Here is a 15,798-nt window from a genome sequence, read left to right on the forward strand (position 1 = left end):
CAAATGCCCGTCATACTATGGCCTGACCATAGTGTCTAAGATATACAACATTTCGTTTATTACCGTCATACGCCAACACCGCTCGGCGTATCGATTGTAAAATCTCTATAGAAGCCTCTGTAAAAGTCCAAAAACTACTCTCCCCTTGAGGGAGGGTTAAAAACACAAAGTGTTTTTGTGAGGGGTAGAAAACTCACAAGTGTTTGTCACACACGCCTTGTGCTGGTATCTCTAATTTAAATAAGATTACCCTATAATTTGCTCCGCAAATTCGGGTAATGACGTGTATATAATATTTTCTCTTAACCATAAAAAAAGCCCCATAAAATGAGGCTTTTTTTTGAAAATATAATATTCGATTAACGCTTGGAGAACTGGAAGCTCTTTCTTGCTTTTGGACGACCCGGCTTCTTACGCTCAACAGCACGGCTGTCACGAGTAAGGAAACCACCCTTACGCAATACCGAGTGGAACTCGGGGTTATATTTATCCAAAGCCCTTGCAATACCGTGTAAGATAGCTCCGGCCTGACCTGAAAGACCACCGCCTTTTACAGAACACACAACATCTATTTCACCGTTGGTATTGGTCGTATCAAAAACCTGACCTATAACCATACGAAGTACCGGACGACCGAAGTAAATTTCAGCATCTTTACCGTTGATAGTAATTTTACCGTTACCTTTTTGTATCCAAACTCTTGCAGAAGATTTCTTCCTACGACCCGTAGCGTAAGAACGACCAAGTTTATCTATCTCAGGCTTACGATCTTCTTGTACTAACAATTGTTCTGTCATGCTGCTTCACTCTTTTTGTTTTTTCTGTTTTGAGAACCAAAATCCAATATTTCAGGTTTCTGACCTGCGTGAGGATGCTCAGAACCTTTATAGATATGTAATTTTGACATTTGTTCACGCCCTAAAGGACTTCTTGAAATCATTCTTTCGATAGCCTTGCCGACAACACGCTCAGGATATTTCCCTTCGATAGTCTTACGAACGTTTCTTTCTTTAATACCGCCCGGGTATCCGGTATGCCAGAAATATTTCTTACCCTCGTATTTCTTACCCGTAAGGTGAACTTTTTCGGCATTTATAATTATAACATGGTCACCGCAATCAATGCTCGGAGTGTATGTAGGCTTGTGTTTGCCGCGAAGTATCATAGAAGCTTTTGAAGCCAGCCGCCCCAAAACCAGATCTTCGGCATCAATAACATACCATTTTCTTTCAATTTCAGATGGTTTTGCACTATAAGTTGTCATTTTATATCTACTTTTTTCTAATGTTTCCTAAGCTTACACTTATAAAGAGGGAGATATATAAGCCATATACACACTATTTGTCAATGAAAAATTAGTATTAGTTTAACTTTATGGTTAATATAAAATTTTATATACCGTTAATCTTGTAAACAGTTAGACTTTACAAAAAAAATAAAATATGCTCAGGTGGTATATTATTTTTAAGGTTAGTAATTTTGGAGTTATTTTAATGCCTGATTTGATTGATGAAATTAAGGAAGATATAAAGCAGGAAAGGCTTACTAAACTATGGCAGGATACAGGCACTTACATCATCGGCGGTATCATTTTAACAATAGCGGTAACTGCCGGTAATGTTTTTTATAAAAGCTACAAAAAGTCTAAATATGAGAATTTGGGTACCGAGCTTTATTCGGCATATGTAAAGGAATCTATTAACGAGCCGGATAAATCTATTGACGCATATGATAATATCGCAAAAAACTCGGATACGAATATATCGGCAATTGCCGATATACGTAAGGCTGCTTTACTTGATAAGGCCGGTAAAAACGATTTAGCAATACAGCTTTATAAGGATATTTCGGAAAACAATTCATACCCCATTGAGTTCAGGGAGCTTGCTGAAATATTATATTTAAGGAACGCAATAGAGTTTAGCGAACAAAACGATATATCGCTTATTAACAGACTTGAGGACATCTCTAAGTCAAACGGACCTTTCAGATATTCCGCAAAAGAAATGCTGGCGTTTGCTTTGTACGAGAGCTTACAATATAATGATGCAAAAAAACTTTTCACAGAATTAAGTGAAGAGGAAGCCACTCCCGCAACAATGAGGAGCAGGGCAAATGAAATGGTTAATGCAATCAATATAGAATCTGAAGATACAAATGGTTAGTAGATTTTTATTATTAACGGTATTGTTATTATCGGTTAATGCGTGTAGCTATTTTCCTAATTTAGGAAAAAACGAAGAGATATACGGCAATAAAGAAGACAGGGTCTCTATTTTAAAAGCCGAAAGTAATATAAAGGTTGATTCTGAGGCGGCTCTCACACCCCCAAAGCTACCTAAAACACGCTTTAACAACAAATGGTCTAAAAGCCATGGTTATGACTCCCTAACCCCTGAAAATATCGAAGCCCCTCTTGAGTTCAACTTTCGTGCTATAGAGTCAATAGGAAAAGGCACGCCGAAATCCGTAAAATATACTATTTCACCCGTTATAGCCGAGAACAAGATATTTACTATAGACAACGATGGTGTAGTAACTGCGTTTGATGCAAATGATATACGAAGTGAATTTTGGAAATACGAAATAGAAGTTGATAAAAAAAGCGGAAATTTCTCAAGTGCCGGAATGCTTTACTATGAAGGACATCTATACATATCGACCGGTTTTAATAAAGTCATAGCACTTAATGCCGAATCGGGTAAATTATTATGGAACCGCAATATTAACGGCGTTGCCCGCTCTGCACCCGATGCCCATAACGGCATATTACTTATAAGCACGGCAGAAAATAAGCTATATGCGTTAGATATCAAGGACGGTGCTATTTTATGGACGCACAACGGTACGACCGAGGAAATAAGCGTTTTAGGTACGGCATCTCCCGTAGCATATAAAAATCTGGTATTTGCGTCATATTCTTCGGGTGAGTTATACGCACTGAATATAGAAAACGGCAACATATTATGGTTTGACTCTCTATCTACCGTATCGGATTTAAAAAGCGGCTCCTTTGTGGATATTGATGCGACACCGGTTGTAATAGGCGATAAAACATTCGCTATTAACCGTCAGGGTGTTCTTGCAGCATATGAGACATTCGGCGGTTACAGATTGTGGGATATCGAGGTCGGCGGCGGCAAAAACCTTTGGTATGCAGACAATATAATATACCTGATAAACGATGAAAACATGTTAATCGCTATAAACACGAAAATAGGCGGTATTGCATGGATAAAGCAACTACCCGAATATGAAAAGCCTAAAAGAAAAGTAGGGCGATATTACTGGACCGGACCGGTTTTAGCTCAAGATAGGTTGCTAATTGTCGGTTATCACGGAGAGTTATTATCTTTATCACCTCTAAACGGTGATATCATAGATGTTACAAAAGTGCTTTCGGGCATTTCCCACCCACCTGTAGTAGCATATAATTCCTTATATATGATTACAGGAAACGGCAAGTTGGTCGTTTATAAATATATTGATAAAGCGGGTAGAAAATCACTAACCGAAAAATACGTGCAACCCCAATAATCAGCTTTTATTATATAAAACTTCATATTGCTATAGTAATAAATTTGGTATATAAACACCTTTTCCGATTTATATCGGTACTATAGTTTTTCCGCTTATTATTACACGATTAATTTAAGGCGATGTATGGAAATACTACATGAACCGACAAATGACGAAGTGTAACAAAAAATAAGAAGTACCATTAACCATGTCATTTACAGCTTGTATAATAGGAAGACCTAACGTTGGCAAATCCACTCTATTTAACCGCCTTTCAGGTAAAAAACATGCACTTGTTGATGACAGACCGGGAGTAACACGTGACAGGCGTGAAGGAGCTGCCAGAATCGGTGACATGGAATTTAGGGTAATAGATACGGCAGGTCTTGAGGAAGCGGAAGAAGATGCTCTTGAAACACGTATGCTAAAACAGACTCGGCAAGCGGTAGAAGACTCCGACTTATGTTTAATGGTAATAGATGGAAGAGCCGGCTTAACTCCCGATGACAAGTTCTTTGCCAACTGGCTGAGAAAGATTCACAAGTCAATTATCCTTATAGTAAATAAATGCGAAGGTTCTCAAGGTGAATTCGGACTCAACGAATCATACGGGCTGGGTTTTAGGGATATAGTTCCTATATCTGCCGAGCATAATGAAGGAATGGCAGACCTATATGAAGCAATTGCTCCATATAAGGCACAGTATGATTATGAAATAGGTGAACTGGAAATCACAAAAGAAGCTGAAGACGGAGATAAATTCATTCAGGTAGCGATAGTCGGCAGACCAAATACGGGAAAGTCTACATATCTTAACAGTTTATACGGCGAAAACCGTGTATTGACAGGACCTGAGGCAGGAATTACCCGTGATTCAATATCTATAGACTGGCAGTTTGAAGGTAAAAATATCAGGCTGATTGATACGGCGGGTATCAGACGAAAATCCAACGTACAGAAAAAGCTGGAAAAACTATCCGTAGCCGATTCACTGCGTGCGTTACGTTATGCCCATGTGGCAATATTGATGATAGATGCCACTATGCCTTTTGAAAAACAAGACCTGCATATCGCAGAAACCATCGCCAACGAAGGGCGTGCCGTAGTTATAGCCTTAAATAAGTGGGACTTGGTCGAAGATAAAGCTGCAACCCTAAAAGAATTAAAGTATAAAGCTGATGAATTATTACCGCAAATCAAAGGGGTTAGCCTGATAACCATTTCAGCTTTAAATGGTGAGAATGTTGAAAAGGTTATGAAGTCAGCCTTGGAAGCATATAATGTATGGAACAAGCGTATCACCACTTCAAAATTGAATGATTGGCTAAGGGAAGCCGAAAGTAAGCACCTCCCTCCCCTTGCTAAAAACAAAAAACGTATCCGCCTTAAATATATGACCCAAGGCAATACCCGCCCCCCTACATTTACGGTATTTATAAACCGTCCTGAAGATTTACCTGCAAGTTATAAACGATATATCGAGAACTCTTTAAGGGACGATTTTTCAATGCCGGGAGTGCCTCTTAGGGTAATGTTCCGTAAGAATGAAAATCCTTATGAAAAAAAGAAGTGATAAATCTATAATTTATCCAAATACCACTCTATTATACAACTATCAAGCGGGCTATCTAAATCGTAATCAGCGACATTAGAAAGATGGTCTGCAGTGGCACAACCACCTAGAGCCTGTATACGGTGTGTTATTAAATTACCTGAATCTGCATCACCATCGTCAATTTTGTCATCCACAGATTTAGCTTGCCTAGCATTAAGACTATTAGTACCTGCCCATATACCGCCGGTACTATCATTGACTATACCGATCCTAAGCTTTGTACCATAATGCTTTAAATATCTAAGCTCCTGATCCTCACTAGGAGGACTACCGGTAACACTATAAAATGTAAAACTAATATTACCGTAAGGTTGCGAACTCGGTATATTAACACCCGTATCAAAATGTATATTACCTACATCCGCTACCACACCGCTAAACTGAGCAGGAATAAGCTCTGATCCGGTAAGATGCGCCCAAGCATATAAGTCTTCGCCATTTTGTTTTGATATCAGCCTAACTCTTCCGTCCCCATCTCCGTTTGTTATAGTCACACCACCTGCTGTAGTCCAAAACGATGTAGCCTGAGGAAAGTCGCCAGGCCAATAACCATATTCTTCCTTAAATGTATTTATAGCAGACGTATATTGAATAATTTCAGTTGATAAACGCCTTAGCTTGGCGGCATCATATAACTGCTGTCCACCTATTACGCCGGCAACAATAACACCTATAATAGCCACAACTACAGACAGCTCAACAAGGGAAAAGCCTTTTTGTTTTTTACGATTTTTTAAGTTAAGTAAATAAAATTTCATATAATTTATTTTTTTTATAATCAAAACCTATCTAAATAAAACTCCATTATACAGTCTTTAGCCGTACTTGATAAATTATAGCTTGCTGCCGGTGCGTTATATGGTGCGGTTGTACAGCTACCTCCGACATCAGTATGTGTAATTAAATTACCCGAATCCGCCTTTCCGTCATCAATTTTTACATCAATCGCCTGAACCTGCTTTGCAGCTAATGAATTTGCATTATTCCAAGGTCTGCCTACATTATCAAGCCCCGAAACCCTTAGTTTAACGCCTCCTATTTCTTTATATATGTAATTATCTTCTGTTACAATAAAGCTAAAAAAAGAAAATACCATATTTTTAAATGCAACCGATATAGGAATATTAACACCGGCATTATAATGAGTTACACCGGCATCTGAAACAAGCCCTGAATAAGTCCTCTCCGGTATAAGTTCAGAACCGGATAAATGCGCCCACGAATATAAATCCTCATTATTTTGCCAAACATCTAATGTAATAACATTATCACCGTTTCCGTTAGTAATATTTACACCGCTTTTAGGGGTAGCCGTCCAAAACGCAACAGCTTGCGGAAGGTCTCCCGGCCAATAACCGTATTCTTGCTTGAAAGTATTTATAGATGATACGTAACTTGTTATTTCCGTTGATATGCGTCTTATTTTAGCAGAGTCATATATCTGCTTTACACCGATTACGGCTGCAACAATAACGCCTATAATAGCCACAACCACAGACAGCTCGACAAGGGAAAAGCCTTTTTGTTTATTTAGAGCTAAATTATTTTTAAAAAGCAACGGCATAATCTTAAAATTATGCCACAAAATGATTAAAAAATCATTAAGCCTCTACTAACTCAGCCTTTGCCGGCTCTTTTTCTTCATCTTTTTGGCGTTTTTTATAAGAATTTTCCAAAAGGAACTCATTAAGCTTCTTTACCGACTTATGTTTTGCCGCATAAGTAACCACTCTGCCGCTTTTTTTAGACTTTAAAACACCGGCATCATTTAATTGAGATAAGTGAAAAGAAAGCGTTGCAGGCGGAACTTGCAGTATCTCCGATATCATGCCCGCAGATATCCCTTCTTCCCCCTCTTGTATCAGCAGTCTGAAAATCGCTAATCTGGTTTCTTGAGACAACGCCGATAAAATTTTAAGTGCTTTTTTTGCTTTCATATTTAAAACTAGTCCTACATTTTTTTTCACAGTTATTTAATAAATATATAAAAATAAAATAACAAGTAGTTTTTTAAAAAATTATTTTATTTTCCGACAGATATTCTTCGACGTGCTTCACATAATTATCCTCTGAAATCTTAATGAATTTCGCCTCGTCCTCAGTTAAATCCCTAAAAAACTTACCGGGATTTCCAGCCCAAATCTGACCTTTTTTCACCACCTTAGAAGGAGTTATTAAAGAACCTGCCGCAACCATGCCGCCCGATTCGATAATTGCATCGTCCATTATAGTTGCCCCCATGCCCACAAAGCATGAATCTTCTAATTTACATGCATGTAATAACGCCTGATGACCTATTGTAACTCCGCTTCCTATTATAGTCGGGTGACCGTTTCTGGTAACATGTATTACCGTTCCGTCTTGTATATTGGTTCTCTCGCCAACCCTAACGTGTGCAACATCGCCACGCAGGACACAACCGAACCATATTCCCGATTTAGTCCCTATTTCAACATCACCTATTATATCGGCACTCGGTGCTACGAATGCTCCGGCGGCAATAGTCGGTTTTATCCCTTTATAAGTGTGTAAGCCGGCCAAGATATAAACTCATCTTATTTATGGAAAAACAGGAATATAATCTAAACCGCACGTTTCATCAAGCCCAAAGATTAAATTCATATTCTGGACTGCCTGCCCTGAAGAACCTTTTGTAAGATTATCTATAACTGAAACTATAACAGCCCTGTTATCGCTATTTCCTTCTGCAACAGAAATTAAACACATATTTGTACCGGCAACGTCCCTTGTGGACGGAAAAATACCACTTAAACCGACATTTACAAAACTCTCTCTATCATATTTATTATTCAAGGATTTTTGCAAGTCGGCAACGGTTTTATTTTTATTCAATTTTACGTAAATAGTAGACAATATTCCTCTGCTCATAGGCACTATTTGCGGAGTAAAATTAATTTTTATATCACTTTTACTTACAGAAGATAATGTTTGCTCCATCTCCGGAATATGCCTGTGTTTATTGATGTTATAAGGCTTAACCCCTTCATTTACCTCAGTAAATAAGAATGCCTGTTTAGCCGCCCTGCCCGCACCGGTAATCCCTGTTTTAGCATCGATAATAATATCCGTTTTTTCAATAATACCGTCTGTCAATAACGGTACTAGCGGCAATGTAGCTCCCGTAGGATAGCAGCCGGGACATGCAATTATCCTTGCGTTTTTGATTTCTTCCCTGAATATCTCGGTAAGACCGTACACGGCTTCTTTTTGCAGCTTTGGTGCGGCATGTTTATTTCCATACCATTTTTCATACACATCAACATCTTTAAGCCTGAAATCGGCAGAAAGGTCTATTATTTTAAGATGAGTAGGCAATTTCTTTATAATTTCCTGTGAAGTTGCATGTGGCAAGCAACAAAATGCAACATCTATTCCTTTAAAATCAACATCGGAAAGTTTTACCAGCTCCGGCAGGTCAAACGCTGCCAAATGCGGGTATATTTCCGATACTGGCTGCCCTGCACTACTTTCGGCAACCAGATACTTAATTTCAACATGCTTATGCGTCAGCAATATCCTTATCAGTTCAACGCCCGTATATCCGCTTGCCCCGATTATTGCCGCATTTATTTTTTTAGTCATAATATTAATAGCTTATAATGTTTTTAATCTCTTTCAGGTTTAATTCCTCGAAGCTTGCTTCGTATAATTTAAGTTGCAAGTTGTAAGTTGCATCTTAAGTCAGGCATCACTTGCAACTCGCTACTTGCAACTAAACTATATGCCCCTTAGCTTGCCTCAGGGGTTTTTACTAATATCATAGATGTAATTTTTGATTTATCAAGAAGCCTTAGCCTCATTCCACAATCTATCCATTTCTTCTAAATCGGATTCCTCAAGGCTCCTATTCTGTTTTGCAAGGCTGTTTTCAATATGTTTAAAACGCCTTATGAACTTTTCATTGCAGCCTTTTAAACAAACTTCAGGGTCAATTTTCAGCTTACGCCCAAGATTGCTTACACAAAACAGCAAATCTCCGAATTCTTCTTCAATATTACCATCTCCTGCCACGGCTCTTTTTAACTCATCATATTCTTCGTCAATCTTGTTATACACCCCTTCTAAATCAGCCCAGTCAAAACCGACCTTAGCCGCCCTTTTTTGCAGCTTTACCGAGCGTGTTAACGCAGGAAGTGCGATAGCTACGCCGTCTAAAACACTCACAACATCGCCGTCTTTAGCTTTTGCAGCTCGTTCTTGGGCTTTTTGTTCCTCCCATGCTTTTTCTTGCTCCTGTGCGGTTTTTATATCGGCATCTCCAAAAACGTGGGGGTGTCTTTCGACAAGTTTATTTATTATGGAATCAACCACATCGTCAAAATTAAAGCTACCCTGTTCGCTTGCCATTTGACTGTGGAAAATAACCTGTAACAGCAAATCCCCCAACTCTTCTTTTAAAGCCTGCATATCACCCTTGTCTATCGCATCGACAACTTCATAAGCCTCTTCGATAGTATGCGGCGATATTGATTTAAAGTCCTGCTCAACGTCCCAAGGGCAGCCTTTTTCGGGGTCACGCAAAAGCGACATTATTTCTTTTAATCTTTCAACATTATTCATAATATTATCTTTGTTAGTTATTCATTTTTAGAAGAAAACCCGAAAGCCATCTTGTATGTAAGGATATTCATTTCAGGCAAGTGGTCGGGCGGCACGGGGATAACGGGGTCAGCCCTTTCCGCCATTGAAAGCAGTGCCGAATCCAATATAGGGTGACCGGTTGATTCTTCAATTTCAGCCTTTAATACCTTACCGTTACGCCTGATAGTAATTTTCAGTATTCCGCGTCCGCTTAATCTTAATAGTTCGGCTTGTTCGGGATATACCTGAAATTTTTTCAGCCATAACGGCAGCATCTGCTCATATGTAACCAAATCCTGAGATTCTTCATCGGTGACATTCCCCACCTTTGAGCCTAAAGTACCGACTTCATGTTTTTCAGATGAAGACGGCTCAATATAAATTTCATCTGATGCGGTATCAGGTATTATCATTCCTTCTGCCGCCACTTCAACCACTTTCCTGACCATTTTTTGCTCTTTGGCTACAAATTGGCTTTTTTTGCTTATATCACTATCTTGCGGTTTCGGCTTCGGCTTTACATCAATAGCATTAAAATCTTCCGTTTCATCGGATAATTTTAATTCCGACAAATCTATATCACTCGTATCATTATCATTTGCATTATCCGCCTCAACAACATCTTGATTTTCCTTAGGAACCGAGGCTATCGGCAAAGGGCTATTCTTATTTTCAAGTGCTGCCTTATCAACTCCGAGTTTTATTTTTAACTCATGGAATTTTGTAGGTTCATTAGCATCATCAAACGCAAAATTAACCGTTAGAAGAAGTATATGTATAACTCCTGAAAAGATAAAAAATATACTGAAATACTCATTATCTTTTTTCATTATTTGCTCACCTGTGTTACAAGTGAAACATCGTTGCCTCCGGCATCTTTTATAGCGTTCATTATATAAATCAGGGTTTCAGCCGGAACGTTCAGGTCAGACTTAATACTTATCTGTTGATTCGGGTAATTTATATAAAGGGTATGTAATATAGTTTTCAAATCATCTTTGGCTACAATATCATTATTTATAGCTATTTTGCCGTCACTTGATAAATACACCGTACTTGGAATCTGCGGCTTCATATTACCGCTTGTAGATTGGGGCAGGTTTACTTCAAATATATCGACACCTTCTATTGAACCTGCCACCATAAAGAAGATAAGCAGTAGAAAAATCACATTAATAAGCGGTATCAGGCTTATTTGCGTATTAATTTTTTTTGCACGTTTAAATTCCATGTTAAAACCGCATATTATCCTGAACCTTCAACTATCGAAATATTATAACCTCCGGCAGATTTTATGCCGTCCATTGCGGTTACCAATTCCTGCACCGAAACGCCTCGCCTGTTTGTTACGATAACACTCCTGTCCTTATTATCCTTTAATTCATCGCCGACTATATCACCAATAAGTGACAAGCTATATTCCTTTCCCGAATACACAAAACTATTACCCTCTTTGAGTATAACAAGAACAGGGTCGCTATTGCCCGTATTTTCAATTGAAGAAGTGCTTTTAACCGATGTTATATTCAGGTCTACAGCCTCGGTTAACACAAATTCACTGGTTAACAGGAAGAAAACCACCAACAAAAATATAATGTCGATTAACGGGGTTAGATTTACCGCTCTTCTTTTCTTAGTAGTTCTGGCAAATTCCACTTCTTTATGTTCCTGACTTTGATAATGACAAAATAGACGAAACGCTTTCTTTCATATTAGAGCGTATTTCTTCGATTTTTCCGTCAATTATATAATGTGCGGCAATTGCAGGTATCGCCACCATCAGTCCGGCAACCGTAGTAAGCAATGCTTCCCAGATTCCTCCCGCCAAAACCGAAGGGTCTACCCTTGAGCCTACCTGATGAATCCCTGCAAAGGCTTTTACCATACCTATTACCGTACCTAGCAAACCTAACAAAGGGGCAATATTTGCCACCATCTCAAGCCCTCTTAAATGGCTTTCAAATGTTCTTATTACCTTTGACCCCGAAGCTTCAACGGCTCTTTCTCTCTTTAAGTCGGTCATAGGCATCATAACGGCATATCTGAGTGCAGTTTCAATAACTCTTGCTATAGGGTTTCTCTGATTTCCGGCAATCCGTGAAGCCTCGCCTAGTTTTTGGCTTTCCACCGATTCAATAAGCGGCTTTAAAAAATCGGTTCTAAATACTTCCAGACTCCAGAACTGATATATTTTATAAAATATTACAGAAACAACATAAACCGAAAGGAGCAGCAAAATCGCCATTACCGCACCGCCTTTTTCTAATAACTCCGTTAATATCATACCTGACCTTTTTATTTTTTACGTTTATTAGAAAATCAAAGATTTAGCGACTTTAAGCCAAAAAAAAATAATTTTCTATATTTTTATTTAAAAGAAAAGTATAAAACCATCAAGCATATAATATTCATGTCACAAAATTTTGCGGGTTTAACAAAGATACAATAATGAAATCTTCTAGAATTTCAGGTAATGAGCTAAACAAAGCCGATATAAGCAGGCTTAGTCCTGTAAAGAAATATCTCTTTCCATATAAGCCGTACATAATAGGTGCGTTTATCGCACTTTTGATAACATCTTCATCAGTCCTTGGATTAGGTAAAGGGCTTGGATATCTTATTGATAACGGATTAAGCGGCAACAATCCGGAGCTACTTAACAAGGCACTCATTGCCATGATGGCAATAACCACCCTGCTTGCTCTTGGCACATATGCACGATTTTACCTTATAACATATACCGGTGAAAGGGTAATTTCAGACATAAGGAATGACATCTATAACCACATATTAAAGCTGTCACCTGATTTTTTCGAAAAAACAAAAGCAGGTGATATAATCTCCGCCATAAATGCAGATTGTACATTAATACAATCGGTTGTCGGAAGCAGCTTATCTATTGCATTGAGAAATTCAATAATGCTTATAGGCGGTGCAGGGTTGTTGATACATACCAGCCCGAAGCTTGCCGGAATCGTATCTATAGTTATCCCTATGGTATTATTTCCGATAATATTACTAGGTAAAAAACTCAGGAAAGCATCAAGGGCATATCAGGAAAAAATAGCTGAAATTTCTTCGCACTCCGAAGAGACGATAATGGGAATAAAAACCATACAGGCTTTTGTCAATGAGGCGCATGAGGCAAGTATTTTTGATAACACCTTAAAAAGCACCTTAAAGGCGGCAAAAACCCGTATAAGGCTAAGGTCTTTACTGACCTCGATAGTGATTTTATTTGTATTCGGTGCTGTTGGTTTTGTATTATGGATAGGAGGGCAAGACGTATTAAACGGTACAATCACCCCCGGAAAATTATCTTCATTTATTTTCTATTCCGTTTTAGTGGCAGGCTCCACAGGAGCTCTCAGCGAAGTTATCGGCGACTTGCAGCGTGCAGCAGGTGCGGCTGACAGGATATTTAACATACTAAAAACCCAACCTAGCATTAAAAACTGTGTTGCCCCTAAAAAAATATCCGACCAGACAAAAGGCGATATAACTTTTGATAATGTAACTTTTTCCTATCCTTCAAAACCTAAAATAGCAACCCTGAAGAACGTTTCATTTGAAATAAAAAATGGTGAAACCATTGCTATCGTCGGTCATTCAGGTGCAGGCAAAAGCACTATATTCAATCTGTTACTTAGATTTTATAATACAAGTTTCGGTGATATATATATTGACGGTATCAAGATAAAAGATATTGAGCTTTCGCATCTTCGCTCTTTATTCGGATTAGTCCCACAGGATACGGTGATTTTCTCTGCATCTGCTTATGATAACATATTATTCGGCAGACCCGATGCTACCGCAGAAGAAGTTAGAAATGCGGCTAAACACGCCGCAGCTTTAGATTTCATTGAAAACCTGCCTGAAGGCTTTAAATCGCACTTAGGTGAAAAAGGAGTACGCCTTTCAGGTGGAGAAAAACAGCGTATAGCAATTGCACGCATGTTCCTCAAAGACCCTAAAATATTGTTATTGGACGAGGCGACATCTGCACTTGATGTTGAAAACGAAAATTCCGTACAAAAGGCATTTGAATCCTTAATGCAGGAAAGAACCACACTGGTAATTGCCCATCGCCTATCTACCGTACAAAAAGCCGATAAAATAATTGTGTTTGATAAAGGCGAAATAGTAGAAACCGGAAATCATAAAACCCTTATGGGCAAAAAAGGAGTTTACGCAAAACTTGTTTCAATGCAGTTTAGTGAGTAGGATAAATTATTAATTAATCCTTAGTAATCCAACCGCCGCCAAGCACTCTTGAGCCGTCATAAAAAACACATGCCTGCCCCGGAGCTATTGCACGTTCAGGCACGTTTAATACTATTTTTGCAGTATTGTCATTCGATGCGAATATCTTTGCATTTACAGGGTCTTGCGTTGAACGCATCTTCACAGTGACTTCCATACCTTCTGACGGAATATCACCGGAGCCTAGCCAGTTGATATCTTTTATACCGAATGAATGCGAATCAAGGTCACTTTCAGCACCGACTATCACCTGATTTTTTTTAGCGTCTATTTTTACAACATATAAAGGGTCACCGCCGCCGATACCCAACCCCCGACGTTGTCCTATGGTATAATTGACTATTCCTTTATGCTCGCCGAGCTTTTCGCCTTTTACATTCACAATGTCGCCGGTCTCCCAAGCTTCGGGACGCAACCGCTCTATAACTTTTGCATACGAACCGTTAGGAACAAAACAAATATCCTGCGAGTCAGGCTTATCGGCCACTTCCAGTCCGTATTCTAAAGCAAGCTCACGGGTTTTTTCTTTTTTCAGACCGCCAAGCGGGAAATGTATGTAATTAAGCTGTTCTTTAGTTGTGGCAAACAGGAAGTAGCTTTGATCCTTAGAATCATCAACAGCTTTGTGAAGTTCAGGGAAACCTGTTTCATTATCAATTCTTTGCACATAATGCCCCGTCACCAAAGCATCGGCATTTAAGTCTTTAGCTACCTTGAACAAATCCCTGAATTTTACCGACTGATTACATTTCACACACGGTATAGGAGTTTCACCCCTCAAGTAAGAATCGGCAAAATCGTCCATCACCGATTCTTTGAAGATGCTTTCATAATTCAGTACATAATGAGGGAATCCCGCTTTATCGGCAACCTGTTTTGCGTCATAAATATCTTGTCCGGCACAGCAAGCACCCTTTTTTTCCAAAGCAACACCGTGGTCGTATAACTGCAATGTCACCCCGATAACCTGATAGCCCTGCCTATGCAGCATGGTTGCCACAACCGAGCTATCCACTCCGCCTGACATAGCCACAACGACTTTAGTATCTTTTATATCTTTATTAGGACAAAATGTATTTTTCATGTGACACTTGTAACCGAAAACACAGTAAATTTCAAGTTATTTAAGCATCAAGCCGCAAGCAATTTTGCAATCGGTTTAAAACTTTTTCTGTGATGGACGGTTACACCGTATTTTGCTAGCCCCTCCTGATGTATTTTAGTACCGTATCCTGCATTTTTTTCCCAGCCGTAATAAGGGAACTCCTCTGCAATTCTTTTCATTATTCTATCACGGGTTACTTTGGCAATAATTGCCCCTGCTGCAATAGAAAGGCTTTTTGAATCCCCTTTGATTACGGCATGTGCCTTGCAGCTTAAAACCGGACACTTGTTTCCGTCTATCAGAGCCATGTCAGGTTTTACGCTTAAGTTATCCACAGCTTTTTTCATTGCCAGCATAGAAGCCTGAAGAATGTTCATTTCATCTATATCTTCAACGTTAACAATGCCTACACCTATTTGTGCAACTTCCTGTAATTTATCAAAAATATACTCCCTCTTCTTCTCGCTTATTTTTTTTGAGTCATCAATCCCAAGCGGAAAATCATCTCTGTTTAAAATTACCGCACCCGCAACTACAGGTCCTGCCCAAGGCCCTCTACCCGCTTCATCAACGCCTGCAATCACACCGCTAAAACTATTTTCTATTGAAAAATCCGGCATATTTCCCCCTTAACTAAATGTTACAAAAAATATTACTTAGTTCAATTAATTATCATTGAAAAATATATGTAAGC

At 38.9% G+C, this 15,798-nt stretch carries 18 protein-coding genes; 4 read left to right on the plus strand and 14 right to left on the minus strand.

The window, feature by feature from the left end; all coding sequences use genetic code 11:
• Positions 1-359 precede the first annotated feature (359 nt).
• Together rpsI and rplM are read right to left on the minus strand one after the other, a co-directional pair.
• Positions 360-797, minus strand: coding sequence for a 30S ribosomal protein S9 (rpsI, locus tag O2942_04830; protein ID MDA0781574.1), 438 nt, complete (start codon positions 795-797; stop codon positions 360-362).
• Positions 794-1,264 carry a 50S ribosomal protein L13 gene (gene rplM, locus O2942_04835; GenBank protein MDA0781575.1) on the minus strand — a complete coding sequence of 157 codons (471 nt, stop codon included), beginning with the start codon at positions 1,262-1,264 and terminating at the stop codon, positions 794-796. Before rplM ends, rpsI begins: the two co-directional genes overlap by 4 nt.
• A 229-nt stretch (positions 1,265-1,493) precedes the next feature.
• Here rplM and O2942_04840 point away from each other — a divergent pair, with 229 nt between their 5' ends.
• The 3 genes from O2942_04840 (at position 1,494) to der (ending at position 5,092) form a co-directional block, all read left to right on the plus strand.
• Positions 1,494-2,165 carry a hypothetical protein gene (locus tag O2942_04840; protein ID MDA0781576.1) on the plus strand — a complete coding sequence of 224 codons (672 nt, stop codon included), beginning with the start codon at positions 1,494-1,496 and terminating at the stop codon, positions 2,163-2,165.
• Positions 2,158-3,537: a PQQ-binding-like beta-propeller repeat protein gene (locus O2942_04845; GenBank protein MDA0781577.1), complete on the plus strand. Its 1,380-nt coding sequence runs from the start codon at positions 2,158-2,160 to the stop codon at positions 3,535-3,537. The genes O2942_04840 and O2942_04845 overlap by 8 nt, the downstream gene beginning before the upstream one ends.
• Before the next feature lie 190 nt (positions 3,538-3,727).
• Positions 3,728-5,092 (plus strand): ribosome biogenesis GTPase Der, encoded by a 1,365-nt coding sequence (der, locus tag O2942_04850; GenBank protein MDA0781578.1) that lies wholly within the window; start codon positions 3,728-3,730, stop codon positions 5,090-5,092.
• A gap of 5 nt (positions 5,093-5,097) precedes the next feature.
• Here the strand turns inward: der and O2942_04855 are convergent, their stop codons facing one another.
• The 10 genes from O2942_04855 to O2942_04900 form a co-directional block, all read right to left on the minus strand.
• Positions 5,098-5,892, minus strand: a complete 795-nt coding sequence (locus O2942_04855) for a prepilin-type N-terminal cleavage/methylation domain-containing protein (GenBank protein MDA0781579.1) — start codon at positions 5,890-5,892, stop codon at positions 5,098-5,100.
• A 20-nt stretch (positions 5,893-5,912) separates the two neighbouring features.
• Positions 5,913-6,698 carry a prepilin-type N-terminal cleavage/methylation domain-containing protein gene (locus tag O2942_04860; GenBank protein MDA0781580.1) on the minus strand — a complete coding sequence of 262 codons (786 nt, stop codon included), beginning with the start codon at positions 6,696-6,698 and terminating at the stop codon, positions 5,913-5,915.
• 37 nt (positions 6,699-6,735) lie between these two features.
• Positions 6,736-7,071, minus strand: a complete 336-nt coding sequence (locus O2942_04865) for a metalloregulator ArsR/SmtB family transcription factor (protein MDA0781581.1) — start codon at positions 7,069-7,071, stop codon at positions 6,736-6,738.
• Positions 7,072-7,144: 73 nt separating this feature from the next.
• Positions 7,145-7,675 carry a gamma carbonic anhydrase family protein gene (locus tag O2942_04870; protein MDA0781582.1) on the minus strand — a complete coding sequence of 177 codons (531 nt, stop codon included), beginning with the start codon at positions 7,673-7,675 and terminating at the stop codon, positions 7,145-7,147.
• 18 nt (positions 7,676-7,693) lie between these two features.
• A complete protein-coding gene (gene argC, locus O2942_04875) occupies positions 7,694-8,737 on the minus strand; it encodes an N-acetyl-gamma-glutamyl-phosphate reductase (GenBank protein ID MDA0781583.1) in 1,044 nt (347 codons plus the stop codon).
• A 198-nt stretch (positions 8,738-8,935) separates the two neighbouring features.
• The gene (mazG, locus tag O2942_04880; GenBank protein MDA0781584.1) at positions 8,936-9,715 is read right to left on the minus strand and encodes a nucleoside triphosphate pyrophosphohydrolase; all 780 of its coding nucleotides are present in this window, start codon (positions 9,713-9,715) and stop codon (positions 8,936-8,938) included.
• A 17-nt stretch (positions 9,716-9,732) separates the two neighbouring features.
• A complete protein-coding gene (locus O2942_04885; protein ID MDA0781585.1) occupies positions 9,733-10,566 on the minus strand; it encodes a TonB family protein in 834 nt (277 codons plus the stop codon).
• Positions 10,566-10,967 (minus strand): biopolymer transporter ExbD, encoded by a 402-nt coding sequence (locus O2942_04890; GenBank protein ID MDA0781586.1) that lies wholly within the window; start codon positions 10,965-10,967, stop codon positions 10,566-10,568. The genes O2942_04885 and O2942_04890 overlap by 1 nt, the downstream gene beginning before the upstream one ends.
• A gap of 14 nt (positions 10,968-10,981) precedes the next feature.
• Complete coding sequence (locus O2942_04895; protein ID MDA0781587.1) at positions 10,982-11,392, minus strand: biopolymer transporter ExbD; 411 nt, start codon at positions 11,390-11,392, stop codon at positions 10,982-10,984.
• A gap of 4 nt (positions 11,393-11,396) precedes the next feature.
• Complete coding sequence (locus O2942_04900; protein ID MDA0781588.1) at positions 11,397-12,020, minus strand: MotA/TolQ/ExbB proton channel family protein; 624 nt, start codon at positions 12,018-12,020, stop codon at positions 11,397-11,399.
• Between the two features lie 164 nt (positions 12,021-12,184).
• Between O2942_04900 and O2942_04905 the strand changes: the two genes are divergently transcribed.
• Positions 12,185-13,960, plus strand: a complete 1,776-nt coding sequence (locus tag O2942_04905) for an ABC transporter transmembrane domain-containing protein (protein ID MDA0781589.1) — start codon at positions 12,185-12,187, stop codon at positions 13,958-13,960.
• A 13-nt stretch (positions 13,961-13,973) separates the two neighbouring features.
• Here the strand turns inward: O2942_04905 and mnmA are convergent, their stop codons facing one another.
• Both mnmA and O2942_04915 read right to left on the minus strand, forming a co-directional pair.
• Positions 13,974-15,083, minus strand: coding sequence for a tRNA 2-thiouridine(34) synthase MnmA (gene mnmA, locus O2942_04910; GenBank protein MDA0781590.1), 1,110 nt, complete (start codon positions 15,081-15,083; stop codon positions 13,974-13,976).
• 47 nt (positions 15,084-15,130) lie between these two features.
• Positions 15,131-15,724, minus strand: coding sequence for a ribonuclease HII (locus O2942_04915; GenBank protein MDA0781591.1), 594 nt, complete (start codon positions 15,722-15,724; stop codon positions 15,131-15,133).
• Between the last annotated feature and the right edge of the window lie 74 nt (positions 15,725-15,798).

This window comes from Pseudomonadota bacterium (assembly GCA_027620075.1).
Taxonomy (GTDB): Bacteria; Pseudomonadota; Alphaproteobacteria; order Rickettsiales; family UBA6187; genus 1-14-0-20-39-49.